Origin of the sequence: Phenylobacterium conjunctum (assembly GCF_042679085.1) — a bacterium.
GTDB classification, from domain to species: domain Bacteria; phylum Pseudomonadota; class Alphaproteobacteria; order Caulobacterales; family Caulobacteraceae; genus Phenylobacterium; species Phenylobacterium conjunctum.
On record NZ_JBHTLQ010000013.1, the window covers coordinates 66625 to 91278 of the forward strand.

Here is a 24654-nt window from a genome sequence, read left to right on the forward strand (position 1 = left end):
ATGGTGTTCTGAACTTGCGGACTTCGCCCCGGCCTCTGGACCGGCGCGAAGTCCTCTGGTCTGGTCCTCCGCATAAGGGAGGACCGACATGGCCGATACGCTTTCCACCTACTCAAGCGCCCGCGATATGGCCGCCGACCTGGCCGCCAGGCAGGTCAGCTCGGTGGAGTTGGTCAACGCCGCCATCGCCCGCATCGAAAAGTTCGACGGCGCCCTGAACGCCGTGGTGGTGCGCGACTTCGACCGCGCGCTCGCCGCCGCCCGCGCCGCTGACGCCCGGCTGGCCCGGGGGGAGAAGGCGCCTCTGTTGGGCGTGCCGATCACGGTCAAGGAAGCCCACAATGTCGAGGGCCTGCCCACCACCTGGGGCTCGCCGGCGTTCGGCCAATGGATCGCGCCGGAAGACTCTGTCGGTGTCGCGCGGCTGAAGGCGGCCGGGGCGGTGATCCTGGGCAAGACCAATGTGCCGCCCTTCCTGGCCGACTGGCAGAGCACCAACCCGATCTACGGCCGCACCGTGAACCCCTGGGATAACAGCCGCAGCCCTGGCGGCTCGTCCGGCGGCTCGGCGGCGGCCCTGGCGGCCGGCTATGTACCGCTGGAGTTCGGCTCAGACATCGGCGGCTCGATCCGCATTCCCTCCGCCTTTTGCGGCACTTACGGCCATAAGCCGACCTTCGACCTGATCCCCCCGCGCGGCCATGCCCCGCCGGGAACCGACGGCGACGGCGTGCCCCTGAACGTCGTCGGCCCCATGGCCCGCACCGCCGGCGACCTGGGTCTCGGCTTGAGCGTGCTCGCCGGCCCGGCCGGCGACATGGCCAGGGGTTATCGCCTCGACCTGCCGGCCCCGCGCCATGCCAACCTCGCCGACTATCGCGTCCTCATCATCGACCGCCATCCGCTCGCCGGCCTGGACGAGGCTGTCGCCGGACCTTTGCGCAAGCTGGCGACCGATCTCGACGACCTCGGCTGCGAGGTCAGCTTCGAGACCGATCTGCTGCCCGACCTCGCCGCCGCCCACGGCCTCTATATGCGGCTGCTCAACAGCGTGATGTCGCGGGGCGCCCCGCCCTCGGACCAGGCGATCTCGGCCCACGCCTTCATGGACCTGCTGGACGCCCAGGTCGCGGTGCGCCGCCAGTGGGCGGCCCTGTTCGAACGCTTTGACGTGGTCCTGGCCCCCGTCTTCGGCCTGCCGGCCTTCCCGCACGAGGACAATCCCGACAACCGCGCCCGCATCCTGGCGGTGAACGGCCAGCCCGCGCCGTACTTCGCCCAGATCGCCTGGCCGGGCATGGCCACCTTCGCCAACCTGCCGGCCACCGCCGCCCCCATGGGCCGCACGGCGGAGGGCCTGCCGGTCGGCGTGCAGATCATCGGCGGCCACCTGGAGGACCGCAACACCATCGCCTTCGCCGGCCTGATGGAGCGCGAATTCGGCGGCTTCCAGGCCCCGCCGGGCTACTAGGGGCAACCTGCGCCACAGGAACCCGATCGGGCCCGGCCCTGTTCAGAGCAGCATCCAATCCTCATTCAGGGAGATGCGAACATGGCCGACCGATGGAACCTGGACCGCGACGAACGCCGCTTCGGTGGCTGGCGTGACGACGATCGCGACCTGCATGACGGTCGCCCGCACCGCGATCGCGAGGACCGCAGCTTCGAGCCCCGCCGGCCGGTGTTCGGCGAGCGCGAGACGGGCGCCACCTATACCGGCCCCCGCTACGGCGCCGGCGGCTATTCCGGCTATGTCGGCGACGGCCGCCGCCTGGGCGCGCCCGACTATGCGCGCACCTATCAGGGCCGTGGCTCGGGCGAGTATGGCCCCGACTATAGCGTCTACGGCTATGACCGGATGAACCCCGCCCAGGATCACCGCGGCTATGGTGGCCAGACCTCTGCGCAGCAGTTCCGTCGCGGGCCCTTCGAGCGGGCCTCTGACGAGCTGGCCAGCTGGTTCGGCGACCGCAGCGCCGAGCGGCGGCGGGAAGAGGACTATGGCGGCGCGCTCAGCCATCGCGGCCGGGGGCCCCAGGGCTATCGTCGCACCGACGCCCGGATCAGCGAGGACGCCCACGACCGGCTCACCGATGATCCGCGGGTCGACGCCACCAACATCCAGGTCTCGGTGAAGGATGGCGAGGTCACCCTGACCGGCACGGTGGCCGACCGCGCCGCCAAGCACCGGGCGGAGCACTGCGTCGAGGACATCCCCGGCGTCGGCCATGTCCAGAACAACCTGCGCGTCGATCCCGACCAGGCCCGCCGCGCCACCCCGCTAGGCGAGAACCCCATCCTCGACGCCCAGGCCCGCGGGGACGAGTAGCCCGACAAGCGCCTCCCCCAGAGGGGGCGCAACTCCGTATTGCGTTGAATCAAGGCGTCCCGTCCCTTGTCCTCCAACCTTTGGGGGAAACGGGGCCGCATGGACAACCTGATACCTGAGCTGATGCTATCCACCGCCGTGGTCTCGGCCACGGTGGTGATCCACCTGATCGGCCTCGATATCCTCCAGATCCTCACCGGCTGGCACCTGGAGCGGTTCACCACCTGGATCCACCTGGACCGGATGATCGTGCCGCTGGGGATCGTGCTCGGCCTGTTCGTGATCCACGGCTTCGAGATCTGGATCTACGCCCTGACCTACTGGAAGATGGGTCTGCTGCCGACCCTGGAGCAGAGCCTCTACTTCTCCACCAGCGCCTATTCGACCCTGGGCGAGACGGGCGCGATCCTGCCCATCCCCTGGCGCATCGTCGGCGTGCTCGAGGGGATCAACGGCATGCTGCTGATCGGCTGGTCCACCGCCTTCCTATTCCAGGTGCTCTCACACCTGGGCTGGGAAGGCGAGGAGGCTCACCCGCTGCCCAAGGGCGCCATCGCCCGGCCGTCGCCGCGGTCCAGGGGATCGGGCAGCGCCTCGCCCCAGGGCACGAAGGACAGCGACACCGAGTTGATGCAGTAGCGCAGCCGGGTCGGCGGCGGGCCGTCCGGGAACACGTGGCCCTGGTGGCTGCCACAGCGGGCGCAGCGGGTCTCGATGCGGATCATGCCGTAGCTGGTGTCACGCACCCCGATCACATGCGCCTCGTCGATCGGCGCCCAGAAGCTCGGCCAGCCGGTGCCGCTCTCGAACTTGGTCTTGGCCTGGAACAGGGGCAGGCCGCACAGGCGGCAGCAATAGACCCCGTCCTCCTTGTTGTTCAAAAGCCCGCCGCAGAACGGCGCCTCGGTGCCGTGGCGCAGCAGCACCTCGGCTTCTTCCCGAGACAGATCAGATTCCAGGCGCTTGCGTTCCGCTGCGTCGGGCGGCGAGAGATCAAATCCGGAAGGGGAGGTCGCTGGCTTGTCCATGGGGTCCACTCTAAGGTTCCACGTTCTGTTACGAAAGCGCGTCGTCAAAGGTTACGTTTCATCGCCGCCTGCGTTCGCCGCCGCCCATAAGAGACCAAGTCGAGGCCCATGTTCTCCAAAATCCTGATCGCCAACCGCGGCGAGATCGCGGTCCGCATCATCAAGACCTGCCGCCGGCTGGGGATCGCCACCGTGGTGGTCTATTCCGAAGCCGACGCCGATTCGATGGCCGTGGAGATGGCGGACGAGACGGTGTTCATCGGCGGCGCGCCGGCCTCTGAGTCGTACCTGGTCGCCGACAAGATCGTCGCCGCCTGCCGCCAGACCGGCGCTGAGGCCGTCCACCCGGGCTTCGGCTTCCTGTCGGAGAACGCCGGCTTCGCCAAGCGGCTGGCCGCCGAGGGCATCGTCTTCATCGGTCCGAACCCCGGCGCCATCGAGGCGATGGGCGACAAGATCGAATCCAAGAAGTTCGCGGCCAAGGCCAATGTCTCGGTGGTGCCGGGCCATGTGGGCGAGATCGACGACACCGACCACGCCATCCGCATCTCGGAAGACATCGGCTATCCGGTGATGATCAAGGCCTCGGCCGGCGGCGGCGGCAAGGGCATCCGCGTCGCCTGGACCCGCAAGGACGTGGAGGAGGGCTTCCCCGCCGTCCGCGCCGAGGCCAAGGCCTCCTTCGGCGACGACCGGATCTTCATCGAGAAGTTCATCGAAAGCCCGCGCCACATCGAAATCCAGGTGATGGGCGACAAGCACGGCAACGTCGTCCACCTGTTCGAGCGCGAGTGCTCGATCCAGCGCCGGAACCAGAAGGTCATCGAAGAGGCGCCGTCGCCCCTGCTCGATGAAGCCACTCGCAAGAAGATGGGCGAACAGGCCGTCGCCCTGGCTAAGGCCGTCAACTACGACAGCGCCGGCACCGTGGAGTTCGTGGCCGGCCAGGACCGCAGCTTCTTCTTCCTTGAAATGAACACCCGCCTGCAGGTGGAGCACCCGGTCACCGAACTGATCACCGGCGTCGACCTGGTCGAACAGATGATCCGCTCGGCCTACGGCGAAAAGCTCGCCTTCAAGCAGGACGACCTGAAGATCAACGGCTGGGCCATGGAAAGCCGGATCTACGCGGAAGATCCCTATCGCGGCTTCCTGCCGTCCATCGGCCGTCTGGTGCGCTATTCGCCGCCGGCCGAGGGCAAGTCCGCCGACGGGACTATCGTGCGCAATGACGCCGGTGTCCGCGAAGGGGACGAGATCTCGATGTTCTACGACCCGATGATCTCCAAGCTGTCGACCTGGGGGCCTGACCGCCTGTCGGCCATCGACGCCATGGGCCGCGCCCTGGAAGACTTCCACATCGAGGGCCTGGGCCAGAACATCCCGTTCCTCGCCGCCGTGATGGACCAGGACCGGTTCCGCAAAGGAACCCTGGCCACCAGCTACATCAAGGACGAGTTCCCGGAAGGCTTCCAGGGGACCGCGCCCACCGACTTCCAGGCCGACCTGATGGCCGCCGTCGGCTGCGCCATGCACCGGACGCTCACCCGCCGGGCCTCGCCCCAGCTGGACCGCGACGACTGGGTGGTGGTCGCCGGCGCCGACACCCGCACCGTCCGCCTCTCTAACGGCGGCGACAGCTTCAAGGTCGAGCTGCCGGAGACGGGCCGCGTCCTGTCCCTGACCGACATCGCCTGGCGCCCGGGTCAGCCCCTGTTCCGGGGCAAGCTGGACGGCGTGGCCTTCACCGTCGCTGTGAAGCCGGCGGCCGAAGGCTTCGTGATCCGTCACCGCGCCTGCACGCTCAAGGTCCTGGTGCTAACCCCGCGCTCTGCCGAACTGCACCACAAGCTGCCGCCGAAAAAGGCCGCCGACACCTCCAAGATGATCCTGTCGCCCATGCCGGGCCTGGTGGTCACCCTGGACGTCGAGCTCGGCCAGCAGGTGCGCTCGGGCGAACAGGTGGCCATCATCGAGGCCATGAAGATGCAGAACATCATCCGCGCCGAACGCGACGGCGTGGTGAAGTCCGTCGGCGCCAAGTCCGGCGACAGCGTCGCCGCCGACGAAGTCCTGATCGAGTTCGCCTGAACCTGCTCCTCCCCCTCTGGGGGAGGTGGCCCAGAGGGCCGGAGGGGGCGGCCGCCGCGCAGGCCCCACCACCGCTCATCCCCGCGCAGGCGGGGATCCAAGCTGACTCGACGCTGTCACCGCAGCGGCCAGATCACCCGCCCGGCCTCGATCTCCCCGACCAGCCAGAGGTGATGGCCCCGCGCCAGCACCCATTCCAGCCGGTCGCCCCGCCAGGCGATGCGGCGCTTCTCGTGATCCGCGCCGAAGCCGTCCTTGAGGAAGGCCGCCGTGCGCCGCGCATCCACGGCGAACAGCGGCTCGGCCGCCGCATGCTTCAGCCATGCTGCAACCTGCGGAAACCGCGTCTCATCAAGCCGAAACCCCAGCGGCCTAAGGGCTGCGAGATGCGGCCACATGACGAAGTCCGCGGTCCCCGGTGCGTCCCCGCACGCCCAGGCGCCGCCATGCCGGGCGAGGAACGCTTCCGTCACCTCCAGCGCCGCGTCGATGTCCGATTGCGCCTGCTCCATCATCCCGGCCGGCGGCGCGTCGTCGCGCTCGGCCCAGGTCCAGAGCGAGGCCGTGACCACCACCGCGTCCACCTGGGTGTCGTACAGCCGTTCAAGACCCCGCACCGCCGCCCGCGCCGCAGGGGCGGCGGGCAGGATCGCTCGAGCCGGATAGCGCTCCTCCAAATAGGCCAGGATGTGGGACGAGTTCGCCACCACCACCTCGCCATCCACCAGGGTCGGGACCTCACCGCGCGGATTGACCCGGCGCAGGGCCCCCAGGTTGGCGTGCGCCAGCCCGTCCACGGCCTCGTAGCCCAGCCCCTTATAGTCCAGGGCGAGCGCCACCTTGCGGGCGAAGGGACTGAACCCGTTCGTGTAGAGCAGCATGGAGTCCGCACCTCCGCCTTCGGGGGCCGAAAGCTAGCGCCCCATGCCCCATCCCAACCCTCTCCCCGCGATCGGGGTGTGGGAGCAGCTCAGCGCAGCCCAGAACCCTCGCCCCCATCGGGGGAGAGGGCAGGGTGAGGGGGCTGTGCAGACCTCACGCCGCCGCCTTCATCTCCCCGACCGCCGGCTTGTACTTCGACACATCCGACGTGAACTCCGCATGGCCGTACCGCACGAGCAGCTTGCGGATCCGCTTCACCAGCGACTGTTCCGCCCAGCCGCGCACCCCCGGAACCGCCATCGCGACCCGGTAGAACCCGGTCCGCGCCGTCACCAGCAGCGCCACCAGAGCAAAGCAGGCCTTGTCGGCGGCAGTGATCTCCACCCCCATGGCGCGGGCCTTCTCCACGTCTCCGACCATGAACTGGCGCAGGAAGAAGATCTTCGCGAAGCCGCGCTCGATGGTGTTGTGGATGCGGTTGGCCAGGCTCTGGTCCGGCGGCAGGTAGGCGGCGAGCGTCGCGCGCACCAGCGGCCCGCAGATGTCGTCGTCGAAGCCCTTGCGAAGGCACAGGCTGCGCGCGTTCATGATCCGCACCACACCCTGCGGCGTGTCGGCCAACAGGTCCTCGGGCAGGCCCAGCAGGAAGCAGCGATAGCGCGACAGCTCCACCTGCGCCCGCTCCGTCGGCGTGAAGCTCGTCCGCCCCTCCGCCAGCAGCCGGTAGGACAACAGGAAGATCGAGATCAGGCCGGCCGGCATCTGGTCCACCTGCGGGATCGGCACGCCATAGACCTTCTGATCCCAGGCGCCGGCCCGGCGCAGCGCATTGAACCGCACCATGGAGTGCATCAGCCGCACCATGGCCGCGGCCTTGAAGCCGGCGCCGTGCCGCTCGAGCGCGCCCGGCAGGACAGTGGTGGCGAAGAAGGTCGCTGTCTCGTTCACCCGCTTGGCCGCGGTCTCATTGCCCAGCGTGCCGGTCAGCGCCATGGGCAGGGCCGAATAGGTGTTCATGAAGGTCGCTACGAAGGCGCCGCGGATCGCATAGGGGCTGAGATTGGCCGTGGCGTTCAGGTCGGCGCGGGCGCCCTCGCGCACCAGGTCCATGTCCAGCCAGTCCGGAATCCGCTCCATGTCGGCGATGAAGGCCTTCAGCTCCGGGGGCGCGTCCGGCACAGCCTCGATGCCCCGCTCGCAGGCGGTGACCAGCATGTCGATCAGCTTGCGGAACGGATAGGTCCCCATCAGCGCCGCATAGGCGTCGGCCGTGCGGTCGCCCATCAGGGTGTAGGCGCGCACCAGGTCCAGGTCTTCCTGGGTCGGCGCAACGCCCGGCGGCGTCCCGGCGCCGGCCACGCTGTCGGCCGGGTCCTGGGGGATGCGCTCCGGGACAGCGTCGAAGTCCACATCGCCATAGAGGGCGGGTAGGGCGGTCTTCTGGGCGGCCACGCGGGCGCGCACGGCGGCGATATCGATGGGCATCTGGCGTCCTTTGCGCAGAGCAGGCTTGCGTAAGCCTACGATATGTAAGCAATGCTCATGTTTCTACTCGCCTTCCGGCGGGCGGCGCCTAGGCGTTAGGAGGCGGGTCCAAGTGGCTGAAAGACAACGTAGATCGCCGCGCCAGGCCCGCGCTGGGGCCACTGTCGACGCCATCCTGCAGGCCGCCCTTCAACTTCTCAGGACCGAGGGCGGGGCGCGGTTCAACACCAACCGCATCGCCGAGGCGGCGGGGGTTAGTATCGGCACCCTCTATCAGTATTTCAGCGGCCGCCCGGCGATCCTGGCGGCGCTGGCCGAGCGTCAGGCGGTCGAGATCCGCCAGCGCATCGCGGACCTGGTGATCGCCGACCCCAGCCTCAGCGCCATCCGCGCCATCGTCCGCGTCCTGATGACCAGCGGCGAGCGGCCCGAGGTCCAGCGCCTGCTGACCGACGCCCAAGCCGAACACGCCGGAGAGGGCGCGCTCGCCGCCCACCACCTGGCCTTCCTCTCCACCATTGAGGGCCGCGCCCAGCTCGGCGTCGAGCTGACCCCGGAGAGCGCCTTCATCCTCACCCACGCCCCCATCAGCCTGCTGCGCGCCGCCGCCGCCGAACCCGCGCTGGGCCTCGACCCGCAAGCGCTGGAAGACGAACTCGTCCGCCTGATGGAGGCCTACGCGACGGCGCTGGCGGGAAGGTAGCCGACGCCTTCTCCCACAAGGGGAGAAGGGACATGAGCTCACCCCGGCTCCGAACTCACCAGTTCGATCTTGAAGATCAGCAGGCTGTTCGGCGGCACCGTGTCCTTGCCGGGCGCGCCGTAGCCGAACTCCGGGGGCAGGTAGACCTCCCATTCGTCGCCGGGCTTCATCAGTTGCAGCACGGTGATCCAGCCGGGAATCAGTTTCTGCAGCGGGAACACCGCGATCCCGTCGGACGGGCTGACCTCGGCGGAGGTGTTGAACACCTTGCCGTTCAGGAACCGGCCCTCATAGCGGACATGGACGGTGCTGGAGCGCCGGGTGATCGGGCCGTCGGCGGGGCCGGACTTCAGCACCTTGTACTGTATCGCGGGCAGGGATTTCACGCCCTCGGCCGTCGCGTTCTTGGCCAGGAAGGCGGCGTTGTCGGCCTTGGCGTCGGCGTGTGCGAGGCCTGCGGAGGCGGCGGTGAGCGCAAGGGCCAACAGGGCTGAACGCATGGGAATCTCCAGTGGAATGGCGCCTGGCCAGAGCCTCCTATATTGTCGCTGCGAAGTCATTGCGGGAGGCGTCATGGGCGGCCAGGCAGGATGGGGGGAGTTGTTCTTCTCCGCCGAAGGCCGGCTGGCGCGGGCGCCCTTCCTGATCGCCGCGGCGATTCTCACTGGCCTGGTCGCGCTCTATGAGGCCGGCACGCCGGTCACCCTGCACTGGCTGACGGGATGGTTCGTCTATCCGGCGGCGATCTATTGCGGCGCCTGCGTGCTGTCCAAGCGGCTGCACGACCGGGGCCGCACCGGCTGGTTGGCCGCCCTGGTGCTGTTCGCCATCGTCGCGGTCTGGCCCCAGCCCCTGGGCTTCTTCGACTTCCTCTGCTCCATCGCTATCATCTGGGCGGTGGTGGAGCTGGGGGTCATGCCGGGCGAACAGGGCGCAAATCGCTTCGGCATCAATCCAATTAAATAATTAAACCAAAAACTTACGGCGTTTTCGCGCTAGGTTTCGATACCACTTCATCAAGTGGCTAAACTGGCGGCGCGTCCTCGCGCACGACGCCGAACACCCGCTCGAAGCTGGCCTTCAACGCCGCATCGGCCTCGTCCATCGTCACCGGCAGTCCCAGGTCCACCAGGCTCGTCACCCCGTGCTCGGTGATGCCGCAGGGCACGATGCCGTCGAAGTGGCTCAGGTCCGGCTCGACGTTCAACGACACGCCATGGAAGCTCACCCACTTCCTCAACTTCACGCCGATGGCGGCAATCTTGTCCTCGCGCTTCGGCATGCCGCGCTCGACCCATACGCCCACGCGTCCCGGCCGAATCACGCCCTCGACGTTGAAGCTCGCCAGCGCCCCGATCACCCAGGCTTCCAGCGCCGCGACGAAGGCGCGCACGTCGCGGCCGCGCCTTGTCAGGTCCAGCATCACATAGGCCACCCGCTGTCCGGGGCCGTGATAGGTGAACTGTCCGCCCCGCGCGGTCTCGAACACCGGGAAGCGTCCGGGCTGCAGCAGGTCGCCGGCCTTGGCCGAAACCCCTGCGGTATAAAGGGGCGGATGCTCCAAGAGCCAGACGAGCTCGCCCGCGCTCCCTTCGGCGATGGCTTGGGCGCGGGCCTCCATGGCCGCCACGGCCTGGGGATAGTCGACATATCCGGGCGAGATCGCCCAGCCCGCGGCCTGTCCGTCGTCGCGTCCGAAAAGCGGCGCTTCGGGTTCGGGATTTAACGAGCGGTCAAGCATGTCAGCTTCAATGTGGGGGCCAAGTCGCACGGGCGCCATCCGCGCTCGGCTGCATAAGCGTTCCGGGGTGTCTAGTCTTGGGTCAAGTTAACGCCGTCAATGTCGAGATCGCCGTGGTTCTCGGCCGCTCGGTCCTTCCCATGCAGCAACTACTGCGCATGGGCCGCGGGGCGGTGATTCCCCTGGACGCCACCGTGAACGAGGAAGTCTGGATCCTGGCCAACAACCACCCTGTCGCCCGCGGGGAAATCCAGATCAATGACGACCGCATCTCCATCGCGGTCACCCGCGCGGCGGACGTCTACGACTACATGGCCGGCGGCATCAGCTAACGGCGCTTGCGCGCGGCGGAGCGGTTTGCTAACCCCGCGCCTCACCACGAGCGGTCGTGGCGGAATTGGTAGACGCGCAGCGTTGAGGTCGCTGTGGGGCAACCCGTGGAAGTTCGAGTCTTCTCGACCGCACCAGTGAATCAGGGTCTTTCCCAGGAAGAAATCATATCGATCCGAAGCTGACGGAGGTCCGCGATGAGCCGCGAAACGGCCGACCTGACCGAAGCCAAGGACCGTGTGACTTCCGAAGTGGAAGAAGACCTTGAAGACCTCGCCCTTGGCGAGGACTACGCTCTAAATCCGGACTATGTGGCCATCGTCGCCGACGCCCTGGATCGCGGCGACGCCGAGAGGCTGAGCGAGCTCTTGGGCGCGCTGCGGCCCGCCGACGTCGCCGACCTGATGGGCTTCCTGTCGGCCGGTGATCGCGAGGAGGTGCTGGCCCACCTCGATCCCGAAGCCCTGGCCGAAGTGCTCTCCGAACTCGATCCGGAGATTCGCGAAGACATCCTCGAGCACGTGCCGTCCCCCATCCTGGCCAAGGCGCTGGGGGAGATGGATTCGGACGACGCCGTCGACGTGGTCGAGGACCTGGAGGACGACAAGCGCGCCCAGGTGCTTGCCGCCATGCCGGAGATGGAGCGCGCAGCCATCGAGACCTCGCTGGCCTATGAGGAAGAGACCGCCGGTCGCCTCATGCAGCGCGAAGTGGTCTGGGCGCCGCAGTTCTGGACGGTGGGCCAGACCATCGACCACTTCCGTCGGGAAGGCGACGACCTGCCCGAGCTGTTCTTCGACATCTATGTGGTCGACCCGTCGCATAAGCCCGTGGGCGCAGTGCCGGTCAGCCACCTCCTGCGCACCCGCCGTGACACGCCGATCGCCCAGATCATGGAGCCGGTCAGCGAGATCCCGGTGGAGATGGACCAGGAAGAGGTCGCCTACATCTTCGACAAGTACCACCTGATCTCGGCCCCGGTCGTGGAGCCCGGCGGGCGGCTGGTCGGCCAGATCACCGTCGACGACATCGTCGGCGTTATCCAGGAAGAGAGCGAAGAAGACATCCTGGCCCTGGCCGGTGTGTCCGACGCCGGTCGTGACGCGAGCGTCGCCGAGACGGTGCGCACCCGTCTGCCCTGGCTGTTGATCAACACGGTCACCGCCGCCATGGCCGCCAGCGTCATCGGCGCTTTCCAGGGCGAGATCACCAAGCTGGTCACCCTGGCCATGCTGATGCCCATCGTCGCCAGCCTGGGCGGCAACGCCGGCACCCAGACCTTGGCCGTCGCGGTCCGCGGCCTGGCCAATCGCGAACTGTCCGCCGCCAATGCGGTGCGCACGGTCCTGCGAGAACTGGTGGTCGGCCTGGCCAATGGCCTGACGCTCGGCGCCCTGATGGGCGGGGTCAGCTATCTGCTGTTCCACGACCCCCGGCTCAGCCTGACCTTCGGCCTGGCACTGATCGTGAATCTGTTCGTGGCGGCCCTGGCCGGCGCCATGGTGCCCCTGGCCCTGGAGAAGTTCGGGCGCGATCCGGCGGTCTCCTCATCGGTGTTCGTGACCTTTGTCACCGACTTCACAGGCTTTTTCGCCTTCCTGGGCCTGGCCGCGGTTATCCTGCTTTAGTTCGGCCCCTATCTTGCCCGTAGAGGTGTGGACCCCAGGGTCCATGTCTCAATTTGGGTCAGCAGGCATGAAACCGCGCCATCAGATCTCCCGCGCCGCGATCGACTTGATCAAGCGGTTTGAAGGGTATCGTAAGAAGTCCGCGCGCCTGCCCGATGGGCGGTGGACGATCGGCTATGGCCACACCCTGACGGCCCGCGAAGGGGTCGAGGTCACCGAACAGGACGCCGAAGCGCTCCTGATGTACGACCTGATCGCCGTCGCCCATTCGGTGAACGAGTGGACCTTCACGCCGCTCACCCAGAACCAGTTCGACGCCCTGTGCGCCTTCGCCTTCAACATCGGCGTGGACAATTTCCGTCGCTCGTCGGTGCTGCGCCGGGTCAACGAGGGCCAGCTGCTGCAGGCCGCCTGCGCCATGGAGCTGTGGCGCAAGGCCGACTTCGAGGGCGAGCGGATCGTCATCGACGCCCTGGTCCGTCGCCGCTCGGCCGAAAAGACCCTGTTCCTCACCCCGGCCCATGGCTGGGTCCCGGCGCCGTCGCCGATCCTGCGTCCCAATGTGGACATGGACGCCACCGGTCTGGTGCCGCGTGAGACCCCGACTGTGGTCAAGGCGCCGATGGACGGTCCCGAAGCCGTCGTGGTCCGCGACACCGGCGCCGCGCCGATACTGCCCGTGGTGCCGGAAGAGGAGGGGCCCAGCCCCACCCAGACCGCCGCCGCCGTGGTGACCTCGCGCCTGTCCACCATCTTCCGTGAGCCTGAGGCCCCCAAGGCCGAGCCGCAGCCCGAACCCGAAGCCGCGGCCGAGCCGGTCCCAGTGATGGAGCCCGAGCCTGCGCCTGCGCCGCAAGCTGCTCCCGTCTTTGCGCCGGCGCCATCGCCGGAGCCCGAGACCACGCGGTCCATCGCCCCGCCGATGCTGGTGGAGGTGACGCCCGCGCCTGAACCGGCCCGACCCGCCTTTGCGCCGGCCGATCCGCCGCCTCCGCCGCCCGCGCCCATCGCCATGGCCGCCGGTGACCGGGCCTTTGTGCTGACCCCGCCGGAGCCGGAAGAGCCGGCCGCGGAGCCCGCCCTGCGGCTGGACCTGCCGACCCCGGCCAATGAAGCCGGCCCGACCCTGTTCGATCCGCGCCCGGCCGTGGCCAATGACGAGCTGGCCCAGCCCGAGCCGCCGCCGGCCCCGGCCCGTCGGATCATCATCGACGACACCCTGGAGTTCGACCCGGACTTCGACAGCATTCCGCCCGAGCAGCCGAAGCTGAGCCTGCTGCCGCTGATCGCCCTGGCGGTGACCGGCCTGGCCTTCTTCGCGGGCGGCCTGTTCTGGGCCGCCAGCGTGCCGCCCGATGTCGAGAGCGGCCTGTTCAACCCCATGACCGTGGGCTGGATGGCCGGGATCGCCGGCATCGGCTTCTTCGGCGTCGCCGCCTACCTGATGCTGGGCCGCCTGGGCCATGTCGAGGCCGACGACGGCGACGAGGAATTCGCCGGCTAAACCTCGAAACGAGGCTGATCTGTTCAGAAGGGCTCGCCATCGGCGGGCCCTTCGTCGTTTTCGGACATCTCGCGGGGCGGCTGGCGCCATGCTAGGTCGGTGGCATGACCGGAAACACTGGACCCGCGCTGGATTTCGCCCTGGGCGAGACCGCAGACGCCATCCGCGAGACGACGGCGCGCTTCGCCGCCGACCGCATCGCCCCCATCGCCGCCGACATCGACCGCGACAACAGCTTCCCCCGCCATCTGTGGCCTGAGATGGGGGCGCTCGGCCTCCACGGGATCACGGTGGAGGAGCAGTTCGGCGGCCTGGGCCTGGGCTATCTCGAACACGTTGTGGCCATGGAGGAGGTGTCCCGCGCCTCGGCCTCGGTGGGCCTCAGCTATGGCGCGCACTCAAACCTGTGCGTGAACCAGATCCGCCGCTGGGCCACGGACGAGCAGAAGCGGCGCTACCTGCCCGGCCTGATCAGCGGCGAGTATGTCGGCGCCCTGGCCATGAGCGAGGCGGGGGCCGGCTCCGACGTGGTCTCCATGCGCCTGCGCGCGGAGCGCCGCGGCGACCGGTTCCTGCTGAACGGGACCAAGTTCTGGATCACCAACTCGCCGCACGCCGATGTGCTCGTGGTCTACGCCAAGACCGACCCGGACCAGGGCGGCAAGGGCATCACCGCCTTCCTGATCGAGAAGGGGATGAAGGGCTTCAGCGTCTCGCCCAAGCTGGACAAGATGGGCATGCGCGGCTCCGACACCGCCGAGCTGGTGTTTGAGGACTGCGAGGTCCCGGAAGAGAACATCATGGGCCCGTTCAACGGCGGGGTCGGGGTGCTGATGAGCGGCCTGGACTATGAGCGGGCGGTGCTGTCGGCCGGTCCTTTGGGCATCATGCAGGCCTGTCTGGACGTGGTCCTGCCCTATGTCCGCGAGCGCAAACAGTTCGGCAAGCCGATCGGGTCGTTCCAACTGATGCAGGCCAAGGTCGCCGACATGTACGTCGCCCTGAACTCGGCTCGGGCCTATGTCTACGCCGTGGCGCGCGCCTGCGACGCCGGCCTGACGACGCGGTTCGATGCGGCCGGCGCGATCCTGATGGCGTCCGAGAATGCGGTGAAGGTGTCGCTGGAGGCGATCCAGGCCCTGGGCGGCGCGGGCTATACCCGCGACTTCCCGGTGGAGCGGTTCCTGCGCGACGCCAAGCTGTACGACATCGGCGCCGGCACCAATGAGATCCGCCGCTATCTGATCGGTCGGGAGCTGATCGGCGCGTGAGGATCGCCGCGTGCCTTGGCCTGGCGCTGTGGCTAGCTGGAGCAGGCCTCGCCTCGGCGGCCTGTCCGCAGGGCCAGGTCCCGGCGCGGGAGGTGCGGCTCTATCTCGGCCGTAACATCGCTGGCCAGCCTGCGGTCAGCGAAGCGGACTTCACCGCTTTTCTGGATGCTGAGGTCACGCCGCGGTTTCCGGATGGTCTGACGGTGCTGGACGCCCAGGGGCGCTGGCGAAGCGGAGCCGGCGCCATCGAGGGCGAGGCGTCCAAGGTCCTGGTGCTCATCCTGCCGTCGCATGAGCGCCAGGCGGACGCCGGGTTGGCGGCCATCCGCGACGCCTATCGACGCGCCTTCTCGCAGGAAAGCGTGCTGATGACCTCCCAGACGGTCTGCGCGAACTTCTGACCCCAAATGAAAGGCCGCGCGCACGACAAGCGTGGCGCGGCCCAACGAGTGCGATTTCGGGGAGGGGGGCGCCGCCCGCGGGGGGCTGCGGACGGCGCCTGGGGTCTCAGGCGGAGATATCCACCGCGTGAGACATACGTTGCGCCGCCTGCTTGGCCGCATGGACGGCGGCGTCGGATTCGGACTGCGCCCGCTGGCGGGCCGCCTTGCGGGCTTCCTGGGCTTCGGTGGTCAAGCGGATCGTGTCCGCATTGGCTCGAGCGACGACTTCCATGTCCTTTTCCGTCTTCTCCTTGTTGGCGGTCTTCTGGGGCGAAGCGGGGTCTATGCCCTGCTTGGCGTACTCTCGATCGGTGTTGTCGCGGCACCGGTACCCGTTCACAACGTCCATGCGCGCCTCCGTGAATTTCCCACGCAGGATTGCATATCCGTCGCTAAGGCTTTGTTCAGAAACGGGGTTAGCGGATTTCAAGCATGTTTCGGACATGCGAAGGGCCGCTCCCGGTGGGGAGCGGCCCTTCCATAGTCGGTCCGCAGCGCGGAACCGTACCCAGCCCGAAGGCTTAGGCGCGGACCTCGTTGACGGAGGTCCAGGTCACGGTCACCGAACTACGGTTTGAACTATGAGACACTGGGTCACCTCCTTTCAGCTGTTGAACAGGACTCTCAATATGGGCCTGTTTTTCGAGCATGCAAATGCGGTGCTGCGCCGCTGGCCGGAATTCACCCGGCTGCCGCAGTTGGCGGCGCCGGGTCGCGGCGGCCAGGGCGGCGGCGCAGCTCGGTGATGGGGCGCTTCAGCTTGGCCAGGGCGTCCTTCATCGCCTGGTAGCCGGCGGCGACCGCAGGGGCGTAGGCGCCCCAGTCCCGGATCTCCACCCCCGCCACTTCCGGCGCGACCAGCACGTCGGTAGCTTCCCGCGCGGCGACATGGTCGCGCCAGGACGAGACCGTCGCGGCCCGCATCAGCAGGGAGACGATGGGCGGGCCCTTGCGCCACTGGCCCGACAGGATCCAGCGCCAGACCGACTGGGGGCGGGCGACGTCGTCGGCGGTGATGGAGCGGCCTCGGGTGACGTCCACCCCGACGATGGGCCCGGGCTGGAAGACGCGCATGACGTCGGCCGGGAAGTTCTTCAGCACCGCGCCGTCCACCAGGACGTCATTGTGGTCGGTGGCCGGCGGCAGGACGCCGGGCAGGGAGATGGTCGCGCGCAGGGCGTCGCGCAGCAGGCCCCGGCGGTGCACCTGATAGGCGCCCTTGGTCAGGTTCGAGGACACACAGAAGAAGGGCAGCCAAAGGTCGGCGATCTGGGTCTCGCCGAAATGGGTCGTCAGGCGTTCCCGGACCTTGTTGCCCAGGGTCATGGCCAGCAGCGGGAAGGCGATATCGTCCAGCGGGCTGGTGTTGACGAAGGCGTCCTGGATGCGGTGGTCCATTTCCGGACCGTCCCAGCCCATGGCCACGCCCGCGGCGATGATGGCCCCCATGGAGACCCCGCCGACGAAGTCGATGGGCGTGCCCTGTTCGCGCAGCGCCCGGATCGCGCCGATATGGGCATAGGCGCGGGCGCCGCCGCCGGACAGGACGAGGCCCACGGCCTGGCCGGTCAGGATCCGGGCGATGCGCTTGAAGTCTTCCGCATTTTCGCGGCGGATGTGGAACAGACGCGCCGGCTGGGCGGCGTCCATCCAGGCCTCCGAGCCCTGGGGTCGTACGCAGTCCCGCTTTTGGACGAGGATCAGGTCGGCCAGGTTCTGGGCCTGCAAGGGGTCGCGGTCGGTCAGGACCCCGGCGGCCGGCGGCGGCAGGTCGCCGCGCCCGACCCGGAACAGTCGATCCACCTGGCGCGACACCACCTGACGCCAGCCCAGGTCGCTGGGCTCGGCGGCGTAGAGCACGAAGTCGTACTCCCGCTCGACGTCGGAGAACCATTCGGTGGGGGCGTGCTGGGCCTCCGCCCCGATGACGGTGACCATGTAGCCCAGCCGCCCGATCTCGCGCGCCACCCGGTCCACCAGCGGGCGGATGGGCACGGTCTCGCCGACCCCGATGAAGCCATAGACAGAGGGCTCGCCCACCGACGCCTTGGTGGCGGCCTGGCGGCTGCGCAGGATCATCAGCCGGGCCAGCTCGGTCATCACCGCCGGGTCGTCTTCCGCCGCCTCGAAGAAGATGTCGCGGGGCAGGGCGAAGATCTCGGAGTCCCGCAGGGCCACCACATGACCGGAGTGCGGCGCGCCGGCGATCAGGGCCATTTCCCCCGCCGGCTCACCCGGTCGGATGACGCCCAGGAACTGCAGTTCCTGGCCTTCCTCGCCACGAAAGGCGCCGAGCCGGCCAGCGCGCAGGAAGTAGAGTTGATTGGAAGGCTCGCCGGCCTTGTAGAGCGTGGCGCCGCCGGGCAGCGAGAACCACACGGCCTCGCCCTGGGCGCGCTCGTCCTCGAACAGGCGCGCCAGGGCCGAATCGGTAGGGATGTCCGGCAGATTGCCCACGGATCGGGAGCCTAGCGTGCGTCGTCGCACCCGGCTATGCCTGCCACATGCCCCTGATCAAGACCTCGATCCAACCCCAGAGCGACACCTTCCAGGCCAATGCGCGGCTCAACCGCGGCCTCGTCGACCAGCTGCGCGACCGCGCGGCCCAGGCCGCCCTCGGCGGGCCGGAGGATACGCGCAAGCGGCATGTGACCCGCGGCAAGCTGTTGCCGCGAGAGCGCGTCATGCGATTGCTGGACCCGGCCGCGCCCTTCCTGGAGATCGGCGCCCTGGCCGCCCACGGGCTCTATGGCGATGAAGCGCCCGGCGCCGGGGTCATCGCGGGGGTCGGGCGCGTGTCGGGGCGCGAGGTGATGATCATCGCCAACGACGCCACGGTGAAGGGCGGCGCCTACTTCCCGATGACGGTGAAGAAGCACCTGCGCGCCCAGGAAATCGCCCGGGAAAATCGGCTGCCTTGCGTCTATCTGGTCGACTCCGGCGGGGCGAACCTGCCGCACCAGGCCGAGGTGTTTCCCGACCGCGAGCACTTCGGCCGCATCTTCTTCAACCAGGCCCGGATGAGCGCCGAAGGCATCGCCCAGATCGCCTGCGTCATGGGGTCTTGCACGGCCGGCGGCGCCTATGTGCCGGCCATGTCCGACGAGACGGTGATCGTCCGCGGCGCCGGGGAAGACAGTCAGGGCACCATCTTCCTGGGCGGCCCGCCGCTGGTGAAGGCCGCCACGGGCGAGGTGATCAGCGCCACCGACCTGGGCGGGGCCGACGTGCACGGCCGTCGCTCCGGCGTGGTCGACCATGTGGCCGCCGACGACGAGCACGCCCTGCAGATTGTCCGCTCCATCGTCGCTAACCTGAACACCACCAAGCCTGCGGATGTGGTGCTGGCCGAGCCCAGGCCGCCGGCCTACGACCCGGAGGAGCTCTATGGGATCGTGCCGGCCGATGTCCGCGCCCCCTATGACGTGCGCGAGGTGATCGCCCGCATCGTCGACGGCTCGGAGTTCGACGAGTTCAAGGCGCTGTACGGGACCACCCTGGTCACCGGCTTCGCCCGCATCTGGGGCCAGCCGGTGGCGATCCTGGCCAACAATGGCGTGCTGTTCTCCGAGAGCGCCCTGAAGGGCGCGCACTTCATAGAACTGGCCTGCAAGCGCAAGATTCCATTGGTGTTCCTGCAGAATATCTCCGGCTTCATGGTCGGCGGGAAGTACGAAGCCGGCGGCATCGCCAAGGACGGCGCAAAGCTGGTCACGGCGGTGGCCAGCGCAGAGGTTCCGAAGTTCACCGTGCTGATCGGCGGCTCGTTCGGGGCCGGCAACTACGGCATGTGCGGCCGCGCCTATTCGCCGCGCTTCCTGTGGACCTGGCCGAACAGCCGGATCAGCGTCATGGGCGGGGAGCAGGCGGCCAGCGTGCTGGCCACCATTCGCCGCGACGGGATCGAGGCCAAGGGCGGCCAGTGGCCAGCCGCGGAGGAGGAGGCCTTCAAGGCGCCGGTCCGCGCCCGCTACGAGGAAGAGGGGGATCCCTACTTCGCCACCGCCCGGCTCTGGGACGATGGGATCATTGACCCGGCCCAGACCCGCGACGTGCTGGGCCTGTCCATCTCGGCGGCCCTGAATGCGCCGATCCCGGAGACCCGGTTCGGCGTCTTTAGGATGTAGATCAGCCGCCGACGGCGGCGCGGGCCACCTGGCCGGCGAGCATGCCCAGGCTGGCGGCGCAGGCCGCGAAGCCGATCAGGAAGGCGATGCGGGCGCGGCGCTCGGTCTTGGGATCGATGCGGCGGACCTGGCGCTCACGACGCACGCCGGTCGACATCAGTTGGGTCAGCGACAGGCCTGAGCCCTGGCGATCCATAGCGAGACGCATGACAAAGTCCTTTCGGGCCGTGGGGGAGACGGCCCCGTCCGAGTTTATCTGATGCGCGAACGGCCCACGGGGGAGGAGAAGTTCGCACAATGGGCCTGCCGCTGGGTCGGCCCCAACGGCGGGGACCGTTAACCGTGGCGGGTCGCCATCGGTCAAGCTTGAAAGCGCCCGGCGGGGGCTCATTGCGGGTATAGTGCCGCCTCAAGCGTGTGGTGTTGGGCGGAATAAAACTCAAGCGGGCGGGAATCGTACACGCGCCATGGGCAGAAGTCGGCTTCCGGGCTATCTGGGGGCGAACAGTTCCCGCGAGGTCCTTCATGTCCAATCCCATCGCTGATCCTCTCGTTGAAGGCGTTGATTCCGACGCCAGCTCCGCTCTCGTGCGGATCGCCGCGACCGCCGAAGGCGTCGTCGAGGTGGTGCTCAATCGGCCGGAGCGGAAGAACGCCTTCGACGCCGCGCTGATCGCCGCCCTGCATGAGGCCTTCCTGACCCTGCACGGCTCTGAGCATGTGCGGGTGGTGTTCATCCGCGGTGCGGGCGAGACCTTCTGCGCCGGGGCCGACCTGGACTGGATGCGCGCCGCAGCGGACTACAGCGAGGCGGAGAACCGCGACGACGCCATGCAAATGGCGAAGATGTTCAAGGCCTTGTGGGACATTCCTGCCCTGACCGTGGCGGCGGTCGAGGGCGGCGCCTACGGCGGCGGCGCCGGCCTGGCGGCGGCCTGCGACCTGGCCATCGCCACGCAGGACGCCAAGTTCAGCTTCTCCGAGGTCCGGCTGGGCCTCGTGGCGGCGACCATCAGCCCCTATGTCGTGGCCGCCATTGGCCCGCGTCAGGCCCGCGCCCTGTTCGCCACCGGGCGGGTGTTTGACGCCGCCCACGCCGAGCGGATCGGGCTGGTGACTGAGGTGGTTGAGGATCGCAACGCCATGGCCGACGCCTGTGAGCGCATCGCCGGCCAGATCATGGTTTGCGCCCCGGGCGCGGTCGCCGCCTCCAAGGCGCTGGTGAACGACGTGGCGGGCCGCGAGATCGACCACGGCCTGATGGAAGACACCGCCAAGCGCATCGCGCGCGCCCGCGTGGGGGATGAGGGTCAGGAAGGCGTCCGCGCCTTCCTTGAGAAGCGCAAGCCCAGCTGGGCGCAGTAGGTCGCGGGACAGGGGGGACGCATGACCGGGGCAGACCTGGAGGCCGCCGCGGCGGACTCGATGAAGTCGTTCGTTCGGCGCAAGCCGAAGGCTTTCACGGATCAGGGCAAGCCGTGCGCCAACTGCGGCGCGCCCCTGGAAGGCTGGTGGTGCCACGTCTGTGGCCAGAACGCCGACAATCACCGCCGGTCGATCCTGCACCTCACCTGGGAAGCCATCGAGGGGATGTTCCACCTCGATGGGCGCCTGGCCCAGACCCTGCCCCTGTTGTTCTTCAAGCCGGGCGTCCTGGCCAAGGACCTCATGGAAGGCCGGATCATGCGGCACGCGCCGCCGTTCCGGACCTTCCTGGTCGCTCTTCTGCTGTTCATCTTCGCGGCTGAACACGCCATCCATACGGTCCAGCACAATCTGGAACATGCCTGGGAAGAGCGCGCCGAGCGGATGAAGACGCCTGAGGGCCGCAAGTCCGAGGCTGAGCGGCTTCGCACCCAGGCCAACGTCGCCAAGACCGAAGCTCTGAAGGCCCTCGCCAAGAGCCGCGACGAGGCCATCCGCGACAAGGACGCCACCCCAGCCAAGGCGCAAGCTGACTACGCCCAGGCCGAGCGGCTGGTGCTGCAGCAGTACGACCGCGCCATCGCCCGGGCCCAGAAGATCGAAACCGATCCCGAGGCCGCGGTGAAATCGGCCGAGGAGAGCGGCTCCATGGGCAAGGCCGCAGCCGATCAGGTCCGCGCCCTCGACATCGAGGCGACGGGCGCAAAGGCGGTCGAGGGCGGCCATGCCAAGGGCGACTCAGCGATCGATCCCGCCTGGTTCCAGGCCCAGATCGCCAAGGCGCTGGAAAACCCGGAGTACTATTTCACCGTGATGTTCGGCTGGGCTCACCGGCTGGCGGTGCTGCTGCTGCCGATCCTGGGGCTCAGCCTGACCCTGGTCTACGTCAATCGCCGACAGTTCTATGTCTATGACCACCTGCTGGTGGCGACCAACCTGTTGTCCTTCGCCTTCCTGACCAACGCTCTGGGCCTCGTCCTGCCCTGGTCGGTCGGCAAGTACTGGTTCCTGCTGCTGATGTTCTGGACCCCGGTCAATCTGTACCAGACCCTGAGGGGCGGTTATGGATCGACGGTGATCGGCGCGGTGTTCAAGTCGGGCGTCGTGTGGTTCGTCAGCGTGACGGCCTTCACAACCCTGCTGCTCGCCCTGATGTTCTTCACCCTGTCCCAGCTCTAGGACCTTCGCTTGATCCGTTCCGTCCTCGTCGCCAATCGTGGGGAGATCGCCCGCCGCGTGTTCCGCACCGCTCGCCGCCTGGGGATCGCCACCGTGGCGGTCTATTCGGAGGCTGACGCGTCGGCGCCGCATGTGCGCGAAGCCGACCAGGCGGTGCTGATCGGTCCCGCGGCCGCGCGCGAGAGCTATCTGGTCGGGGAGAAGATCATCGCCGCGGCCCTGGAGACAGGGGCCGAGGCGATCCATCCTGGCTATGGCTTCCTGTCCGAGAACGCCGAGTTCGCCGAAGCGGTGGTGGCCGCGGGCCTGGTCTGGATCGGCCCGCCGCCGGCCGCCATCCGCGCCATGGGATTGAAGGACGCCGCCAAGGCTCTGATGCAGCAGGCCGGCGTGCCGGTGACGCCGGGCTATCTGGGCGAGGACCAGTCCCTGGACCGGCTGCAGGCCGAGGCGGACCGGACCGGCTATCCGGTGCTGATCAAGGCGGTGGCCGGCGGCGGCGGCAAGGGCATGCGCAAGGTCGAGGCGGCCGGTGACTTCGCCGCCGCGCTCGCCTCCTGCCAGCGCGAGGCCAAGGCCGCGTTCGGCGACGACCGGGTGCTGATCGAGAAGTACGTCACCCGGCCCCGGCACATCGAGGTCCAGGTGTTCGGCGACAGCCACGGCCAGGTGGTCCACCTGTTCGAGCGTGACTGCTCCCTGCAGCGCCGCCACCAGAAGGTCATCGAAGAGGCGCCCGCGCCGGGCATGAGCCCCGAGGCCCGCGCCGCTGTGACGGACGCCGCGATCAAGGCGGCCCGCGCGGTGAACTATGTGGGCGCCGGCACGGTGGAATTCATCGCCGACGCCTCCGAAGGCCTGAAGCCTGACCGCATCTGGTTCATGGAGATGAACACCCGCCTGCAGGTGGAGCACCCGGTCACCGAGATGGTCACCGGCGTCGACCTGGTGGAATGGCAGTTCCGTGTCGCCTCGGGCGAAGCCCTGCCTCTGGCCCAGGACCAGATCAAGCTGAGCGGACACGCCCTGGAAGCGCGGCTCTATGCGGAGAACTCGGCCAGCGGCTTCCTGCCGTCCATCGGCGTGCTGGAGCACTTCCGCCTGCCCGGCGACATCCGCGTCGACAGCGCGGTGGAGGAGGGCGACGAGGTCAGCCCGTTCTACGACCCGATGATCGCCAAGCTCATCGCCCACGCTCCGACCCGCGAGGGGGCCAGCGACCGCCTGGCCCAGGCCTGCGCCGAGGTCGAGGTCTGGCCGGTGAAGACCAACGCCGGCTTCCTGGCCCGTTGCCTGGACCATCCGGCCTTCATCGCCGGCGATGTCGACACCGGCTTTATCGGCGCGCACCAGGACGACCTGGCCCAGCCTCAGGGGCCGTCTGACGAGGCCTTGGCGGTCGCCGCCGCGGCCGCCCTGGGCGACCAGGAGGGCCCGGCCTCGCCCTGGCGCGACCTGACCGGCTTCCGGCTCAACGCGGCGCCGGAGACCCGGGTGCGACTGTTCCTGGACGGCGAGCCGATCCTGGCCGCCCTGCCGGAGGGCGACGTCGAGGCCGATGTGCTGATGACCGAGGATGAGGTCGTCGTCTTCGAAGCCGGCGAGGCCTACGCCTTCGCCATCCGCCCGCCGGTGGCCGACCTGGGCGAGAGCGCTGGCGACGGCCAGATCCTGTCGCCCATGCCGGGCAAGGTGGTCTCCGTCTCGGTCGCCGTGGGCGACAAGGTGGCCCGCGGCCAGCTGATCCTGACCCTGGAGGCCATGAAGATGGAGCACGGCCTGACCGCGCCCTTCGACGGCGAGGTCGAGGCGCTGTTGGTGTCAGCAGGGGACCAGGTGAGCGAGGGCGTCTCGCTGGCCCGGCTGCAGGCCGCCGAATGACCGTTCACATGATCCGCCTGTGCGTGGGCTGCGACACCATCGAAGACCTGGTGGAGTGGCATGGGACGGGAAACCGGCCTTGGGCCCTGCACACCCGCATGACGCCCAAGCGGGTGGATGAGCTGCTGGACGGCGGCTCCATCTACCGCATCTTCAAGGGCATGATCCTGTGCCGCCAGCGCCTGCTGGAGATCCGCACGGTGGGCGAGGGCGTGACCTCGCACTGTGAGATCCTGCTGGACCCGGAGATCATCCGCGTGGTCCCGACGCCCCGACGGGCCTTCCAGGGCTGGCGCTATCTCGATCCCAAGGACGCCCCTGCCGACCTGTCGGACAGCGGCGGCGAGGAAATTCCAGATGAGCTGGCCCGCCAGCTGCGGGAAGCCGGGGTCTGGTGATCAGACCGCCAGGTTGTCGATCAGCCGGGTCTTGCCCATCACCGCCGCCGCCAGCAGCCGCGCCTCGCCATTGATCGGGCCTGGGCCCAGGCGCGCCAGGTTCGCCGCGCCACGGGCTTCGAAATAGTCGATGCGGCCAAAGCCGGCGGCCTCGAGCGCCGCGCGGCCCTCGGCCTCCACCGCGTCCACCGGGTCGCCGGCGCGCAGGC

25 protein-coding genes and 1 tRNA gene are annotated in these 24654 nt (G+C 68.6%); 17 read left to right on the forward strand and 9 right to left on the reverse strand.

Going from position 1 to position 24654, the window contains the following annotated elements:
* The first annotated feature begins 88 nt into the window (after positions 1–88).
* The 3 genes from ACFQ27_RS07960 (at position 89) to ACFQ27_RS07970 (ending at position 2968) form a co-directional block, all read left to right on the forward strand.
* Positions 89–1471 (forward strand): amidase family protein, encoded by a 1383-nt coding sequence (locus ACFQ27_RS07960; RefSeq protein ID WP_377353196.1) that lies wholly within the window; start codon positions 89–91, stop codon positions 1469–1471.
* An 81-nt stretch (positions 1472–1552) separates the two neighbouring features.
* Positions 1553–2329, forward strand: a complete 777-nt coding sequence (locus ACFQ27_RS07965) for a BON domain-containing protein (protein WP_377353197.1) — start codon at positions 1553–1555, stop codon at positions 2327–2329.
* 99 nt (positions 2330–2428) lie between these two features.
* Positions 2429–2968: a hypothetical protein gene (locus ACFQ27_RS07970; RefSeq protein WP_374347437.1), complete on the forward strand. Its 540-nt coding sequence runs from the start codon at positions 2429–2431 to the stop codon at positions 2966–2968.
* Here ACFQ27_RS07970 and msrB read toward each other — a convergent pair.
* Entirely contained in the window at positions 2860–3357 is a 498-nt protein-coding gene (gene msrB / locus ACFQ27_RS07975) for a peptide-methionine (R)-S-oxide reductase MsrB (protein WP_374347435.1), read from the reverse strand. The genes ACFQ27_RS07970 and msrB overlap by 109 nt on opposite strands.
* A gap of 108 nt (positions 3358–3465) precedes the next feature.
* Between msrB and ACFQ27_RS07980 the strand changes: the two genes are divergently transcribed.
* Positions 3466–5448 carry an acetyl-CoA carboxylase biotin carboxylase subunit gene (locus ACFQ27_RS07980; protein ID WP_377353198.1) on the forward strand — a complete coding sequence of 661 codons (1983 nt, stop codon included), beginning with the start codon at positions 3466–3468 and terminating at the stop codon, positions 5446–5448.
* A gap of 116 nt (positions 5449–5564) precedes the next feature.
* On the opposite strand, the gene ACFQ27_RS07985 is transcribed toward ACFQ27_RS07980, so the two are convergent.
* Positions 5565–6329 carry a glutathione S-transferase family protein gene (locus ACFQ27_RS07985; protein ID WP_377353199.1) on the reverse strand — a complete coding sequence of 255 codons (765 nt, stop codon included), beginning with the start codon at positions 6327–6329 and terminating at the stop codon, positions 5565–5567.
* Between the two features lie 154 nt (positions 6330–6483).
* Positions 6484–7815, reverse strand: coding sequence for an oxygenase MpaB family protein (locus ACFQ27_RS07990; RefSeq protein WP_374347429.1), 1332 nt, complete (start codon positions 7813–7815; stop codon positions 6484–6486).
* Positions 7816–7927: 112 nt separating this feature from the next.
* Between ACFQ27_RS07990 and ACFQ27_RS07995 the strand changes: the two genes are divergently transcribed.
* Positions 7928–8518, forward strand: coding sequence for a TetR/AcrR family transcriptional regulator (locus ACFQ27_RS07995; RefSeq protein WP_377353200.1), 591 nt, complete (start codon positions 7928–7930; stop codon positions 8516–8518).
* A 38-nt stretch (positions 8519–8556) separates the two neighbouring features.
* On the opposite strand, the gene ACFQ27_RS08000 is transcribed toward ACFQ27_RS07995, so the two are convergent.
* Complete coding sequence (locus ACFQ27_RS08000) at positions 8557–9018, reverse strand: FKBP-type peptidyl-prolyl cis-trans isomerase (protein WP_377353201.1); 462 nt, start codon at positions 9016–9018, stop codon at positions 8557–8559.
* A 73-nt stretch (positions 9019–9091) separates the two neighbouring features.
* Between ACFQ27_RS08000 and ACFQ27_RS08005 the strand changes: the two genes are divergently transcribed.
* Positions 9092–9484 carry a DUF805 domain-containing protein gene (locus ACFQ27_RS08005; protein WP_377353202.1) on the forward strand — a complete coding sequence of 131 codons (393 nt, stop codon included), beginning with the start codon at positions 9092–9094 and terminating at the stop codon, positions 9482–9484.
* 58 nt (positions 9485–9542) lie between these two features.
* Here ACFQ27_RS08005 and lipB read toward each other — a convergent pair whose 3' ends face one another.
* On the reverse strand, positions 9543–10259 hold the full coding sequence (gene lipB, locus ACFQ27_RS08010; RefSeq protein ID WP_377353203.1) for a lipoyl(octanoyl) transferase LipB: 717 nt from the start codon (positions 10257–10259) through the stop codon (positions 9543–9545).
* 53 nt (positions 10260–10312) lie between these two features.
* On the opposite strand from lipB, the gene ACFQ27_RS08015 reads away from it, so the two are divergent.
* The 6 genes from ACFQ27_RS08015 (at position 10313) to ACFQ27_RS08040 (ending at position 15393) form a co-directional block, all read left to right on the forward strand.
* Complete coding sequence (locus ACFQ27_RS08015; RefSeq protein ID WP_374347530.1) at positions 10313–10591, forward strand: FliM/FliN family flagellar motor switch protein; 279 nt, start codon at positions 10313–10315, stop codon at positions 10589–10591.
* Between the two features lie 50 nt (positions 10592–10641).
* Positions 10642–10726, forward strand: a tRNA-Leu gene (locus tag ACFQ27_RS08020).
* A 60-nt stretch (positions 10727–10786) separates the two neighbouring features.
* A complete protein-coding gene (gene mgtE, locus ACFQ27_RS08025) occupies positions 10787–12217 on the forward strand; it encodes a magnesium transporter (RefSeq protein WP_377353204.1) in 1431 nt (476 codons plus the stop codon).
* Between the two features lie 67 nt (positions 12218–12284).
* Positions 12285–13721, forward strand: a complete 1437-nt coding sequence (locus ACFQ27_RS08030; RefSeq protein WP_374347420.1) for a lysozyme — start codon at positions 12285–12287, stop codon at positions 13719–13721.
* A 104-nt stretch (positions 13722–13825) separates the two neighbouring features.
* Positions 13826–14992: an isovaleryl-CoA dehydrogenase gene (locus ACFQ27_RS08035; protein ID WP_377353205.1), complete on the forward strand. Its 1167-nt coding sequence runs from the start codon at positions 13826–13828 to the stop codon at positions 14990–14992.
* Positions 14989–15393, forward strand: coding sequence for a DUF3574 domain-containing protein (locus ACFQ27_RS08040; RefSeq protein ID WP_374347416.1), 405 nt, complete (start codon positions 14989–14991; stop codon positions 15391–15393). Before ACFQ27_RS08035 ends, ACFQ27_RS08040 begins: the two co-directional genes overlap by 4 nt.
* Positions 15394–15499: 106 nt before the next feature.
* Here the strand turns inward: ACFQ27_RS08040 and ACFQ27_RS08045 are convergent, their stop codons facing one another.
* Together ACFQ27_RS08045 and ACFQ27_RS08050 are read right to left on the reverse strand one after the other, a co-directional pair.
* The gene (locus ACFQ27_RS08045; protein WP_374347414.1) at positions 15500–15784 is read right to left on the reverse strand and encodes a hypothetical protein; all 285 of its coding nucleotides are present in this window, start codon (positions 15782–15784) and stop codon (positions 15500–15502) included.
* Between the two features lie 332 nt (positions 15785–16116).
* The gene (locus tag ACFQ27_RS08050; protein ID WP_374347413.1) at positions 16117–17892 is read right to left on the reverse strand and encodes a patatin-like phospholipase family protein; all 1776 of its coding nucleotides are present in this window, start codon (positions 17890–17892) and stop codon (positions 16117–16119) included.
* Between the two features lie 47 nt (positions 17893–17939).
* Here ACFQ27_RS08050 and ACFQ27_RS08055 point away from each other — a divergent pair, with 47 nt between their 5' ends.
* The gene (locus ACFQ27_RS08055; protein ID WP_377353206.1) at positions 17940–19562 is read left to right on the forward strand and encodes a carboxyl transferase domain-containing protein; all 1623 of its coding nucleotides are present in this window, start codon (positions 17940–17942) and stop codon (positions 19560–19562) included.
* A 1-nt stretch (position 19563) separates the two neighbouring features.
* Here the strand turns inward: ACFQ27_RS08055 and ACFQ27_RS08060 are convergent, their stop codons facing one another.
* Positions 19564–19770, reverse strand: coding sequence for a hypothetical protein (locus tag ACFQ27_RS08060; RefSeq protein ID WP_374347409.1), 207 nt, complete (start codon positions 19768–19770; stop codon positions 19564–19566).
* Between the two features lie 317 nt (positions 19771–20087).
* Between ACFQ27_RS08060 and ACFQ27_RS08065 the strand changes: the two genes are divergently transcribed.
* From ACFQ27_RS08065 to ACFQ27_RS08080, 4 genes are read left to right on the forward strand one after another with little or no spacing between them, the layout of a single operon-like run.
* Positions 20088–20927, forward strand: a complete 840-nt coding sequence (locus ACFQ27_RS08065) for an enoyl-CoA hydratase-related protein (RefSeq protein WP_377353207.1) — start codon at positions 20088–20090, stop codon at positions 20925–20927.
* Positions 20928–20948: 21 nt separating this feature from the next.
* Positions 20949–22166 carry a DUF3667 domain-containing protein gene (locus ACFQ27_RS08070; protein ID WP_377353208.1) on the forward strand — a complete coding sequence of 406 codons (1218 nt, stop codon included), beginning with the start codon at positions 20949–20951 and terminating at the stop codon, positions 22164–22166.
* A 9-nt stretch (positions 22167–22175) separates the two neighbouring features.
* Positions 22176–24047, forward strand: a complete 1872-nt coding sequence (locus ACFQ27_RS08075) for an acetyl/propionyl/methylcrotonyl-CoA carboxylase subunit alpha (protein ID WP_377353209.1) — start codon at positions 22176–22178, stop codon at positions 24045–24047.
* Positions 24044–24445, forward strand: a complete 402-nt coding sequence (locus ACFQ27_RS08080; protein WP_374347401.1) for a DUF1489 family protein — start codon at positions 24044–24046, stop codon at positions 24443–24445. Before ACFQ27_RS08075 ends, ACFQ27_RS08080 begins: the two co-directional genes overlap by 4 nt.
* Here the strand turns inward: ACFQ27_RS08080 and ACFQ27_RS08085 are convergent.
* Positions 24446–24654: pantoate--beta-alanine ligase (locus ACFQ27_RS08085; RefSeq protein WP_377353210.1), on the reverse strand; the 209-nt coding region annotated here is incomplete at its 5' end.

What these genes read in the sequence shown, in the direction of transcription:
- ACFQ27_RS07960 (WP_377353196.1), top strand. Translation starts at nt 89, where the DNA reads ATGGCCGATACGCTTTCCACCTACTCAAGCGCCCGCGATATGGCCGCC.
- ACFQ27_RS07965 (WP_377353197.1), top strand. Translation starts at nt 1,553, where the DNA reads ATGGCCGACCGATGGAACCTGGACCGCGACGAACGCCGCTTCGGTGGC.
- ACFQ27_RS07970 (WP_374347437.1), top strand. Translation starts at nt 2,429, where the DNA reads ATGGACAACCTGATACCTGAGCTGATGCTATCCACCGCCGTGGTCTCG.
- msrB (WP_374347435.1), bottom strand. Translation starts at nt 3,357, where the DNA reads ATGGACAAGCCAGCGACCTCCCCTTCCGGATTTGATCTCTCGCCGCCC.
- ACFQ27_RS07980 (WP_377353198.1), top strand. Translation starts at nt 3,466, where the DNA reads ATGTTCTCCAAAATCCTGATCGCCAACCGCGGCGAGATCGCGGTCCGC.
- ACFQ27_RS07985 (WP_377353199.1), bottom strand. Translation starts at nt 6,329, where the DNA reads ATGCTGCTCTACACGAACGGGTTCAGTCCCTTCGCCCGCAAGGTGGCG.
- ACFQ27_RS07990 (WP_374347429.1), bottom strand. Translation starts at nt 7,815, where the DNA reads ATGCCCATCGATATCGCCGCCGTGCGCGCCCGCGTGGCCGCCCAGAAG.
- ACFQ27_RS08000 (WP_377353201.1), bottom strand. Translation starts at nt 9,018, where the DNA reads ATGCGTTCAGCCCTGTTGGCCCTTGCGCTCACCGCCGCCTCCGCAGGC.
- ACFQ27_RS08005 (WP_377353202.1), top strand. Translation starts at nt 9,092, where the DNA reads ATGGGCGGCCAGGCAGGATGGGGGGAGTTGTTCTTCTCCGCCGAAGGC.
- lipB (WP_377353203.1), bottom strand. Translation starts at nt 10,259, where the DNA reads ATGCTTGACCGCTCGTTAAATCCCGAACCCGAAGCGCCGCTTTTCGGA.
- mgtE (WP_377353204.1), top strand. Translation starts at nt 10,787, where the DNA reads ATGAGCCGCGAAACGGCCGACCTGACCGAAGCCAAGGACCGTGTGACT.
- ACFQ27_RS08030 (WP_374347420.1), top strand. Translation starts at nt 12,285, where the DNA reads ATGAAACCGCGCCATCAGATCTCCCGCGCCGCGATCGACTTGATCAAG.
- ACFQ27_RS08035 (WP_377353205.1), top strand. Translation starts at nt 13,826, where the DNA reads ATGACCGGAAACACTGGACCCGCGCTGGATTTCGCCCTGGGCGAGACC.
- ACFQ27_RS08045 (WP_374347414.1), bottom strand. Translation starts at nt 15,784, where the DNA reads ATGGACGTTGTGAACGGGTACCGGTGCCGCGACAACACCGATCGAGAG.
- ACFQ27_RS08055 (WP_377353206.1), top strand. Translation starts at nt 17,940, where the DNA reads ATGCCCCTGATCAAGACCTCGATCCAACCCCAGAGCGACACCTTCCAG.
- ACFQ27_RS08060 (WP_374347409.1), bottom strand. Translation starts at nt 19,770, where the DNA reads ATGCGTCTCGCTATGGATCGCCAGGGCTCAGGCCTGTCGCTGACCCAA.
- ACFQ27_RS08065 (WP_377353207.1), top strand. Translation starts at nt 20,088, where the DNA reads ATGTCCAATCCCATCGCTGATCCTCTCGTTGAAGGCGTTGATTCCGAC.
- ACFQ27_RS08070 (WP_377353208.1), top strand. Translation starts at nt 20,949, where the DNA reads ATGACCGGGGCAGACCTGGAGGCCGCCGCGGCGGACTCGATGAAGTCG.
- ACFQ27_RS08080 (WP_374347401.1), top strand. Translation starts at nt 24,044, where the DNA reads ATGACCGTTCACATGATCCGCCTGTGCGTGGGCTGCGACACCATCGAA.